This is a genomic window from Streptacidiphilus sp. ASG 303, assembly GCF_020991365.1.
Taxonomy (GTDB): domain Bacteria; phylum Actinomycetota; class Actinomycetes; order Streptomycetales; family Streptomycetaceae; genus Peterkaempfera.
Genome location: NZ_JAJLRA010000078.1, coordinates 1 through 1,230, shown reverse-complemented (window position 1 = coordinate 1,230; position 1,230 = coordinate 1). Strand labels below are relative to the sequence as shown.

Below are 1,230 nucleotides of genomic sequence, written 5' to 3'. Positions count from 1 at the left end.
GCGGCTTCCGCATCGAACTCGGCGAAGTGCAGTCCGCACTCGCCTCCCACCCCGCCGTGGCCCAGGCCGCGGTCCTCGTCCGCGAGGACCGCCCCGGCGACCAGCGCCTGACCGCCTACATCGTCCCGCGCGACAAGGCGGCGGGCACCGACATGACGAACCTGATCGCAGAGGTGCGCAGCCACACGGCCGCCACACTGCCCGACTACATGGTCCCGTCGGCATTCATGGCCCTGGACGCGCTGCCGGTGACGGTGAACGGCAAGCTCGACCACCGTGCGCTTCCCGCCCCCGAACTGCGCGGAGCCCCCGGAAGCCGCAAGCCCGCGACCGAGCGTGAGACCGTGCTGTGCGCGCTGTTCGCCGAAGTCCTCGATGTCCCGGAAGTCGGTGTCGACGACAACTTCTTCGAACTCGGCGGCCACTCCCTGATGGCGACCCGGCTGCTGAGCCGGATACGTACCGTGCTGGGCGCCGAGATCCCCCTGCGGACCGTCTTCGACGCCCCCACCCCGGCGGGTGTCGCCGCCGTGCTGGCGGACACCGGACGCCCGGTCCGCCGCGCTCTGACCGCCGGTGTGCGCCCGCAGTTGCTGCCGCTGTCGTTCGCGCAGCGCCGCCTGTGGTTCCTCGGCGAACTCGAGGGCCCCAGCGCCACCTACAACATCCCCCTCGCCATGCGCCTGCGCGGTGACCTCGACCCTGCGGCCCTGGAGCAGGCCTTCCGCGACCTCCTCACCCGCCACGAGATCCTGCGCACAACGCTCGTCACCGTCGACGGCGCCCCCCAACAGCGGATCCTTCCGTCGTCGGAAATGGCATTCGACCTGCGCACCCACAAGGTCACGGAGGACGACCTCGCCGCGGCCGTGACACGCCTGGCCCACAGCCCGTTCGACCTGGCAGCGGACCTGCCGCTGCGCGCCGACCTGCTGACGGTGGGCCCGCGTGACCACGTTCTCGTGGTCGTGGTGCATCACATCGCCGCGGACGGCTGGTCCCTGGTTCCGCTGGCCGCTGACGTGTCGCAGGCCTACCGCGCCCGTGTGGCGGGTGGCGCTCCGATGTGGGAACCGCTGCCGGTCCAGTACGCCGACTACACCCTGTGGCAGCAGGACCTCCTCGGCGGTGAGGAGGATCCGAGCAGCCTGCTCAACGAGCAGCTGGCCTACTGGCGCAAGGCCCTGTCCGGGCTGCCGGAGGAACTGGCCCTGCCGACCGACCGGCCGC

The 1,230-nt window shown here is 71.5% G+C and carries 1 protein-coding gene; it reads left to right on the top strand.

Annotated elements, in window-relative coordinates; all coding sequences use genetic code 11:
• On the top strand, nucleotides 1-1,230 hold a 1,230-nt coding region (locus tag LO771_RS29970; RefSeq protein ID WP_230748303.1), incomplete at both ends, for a condensation domain-containing protein.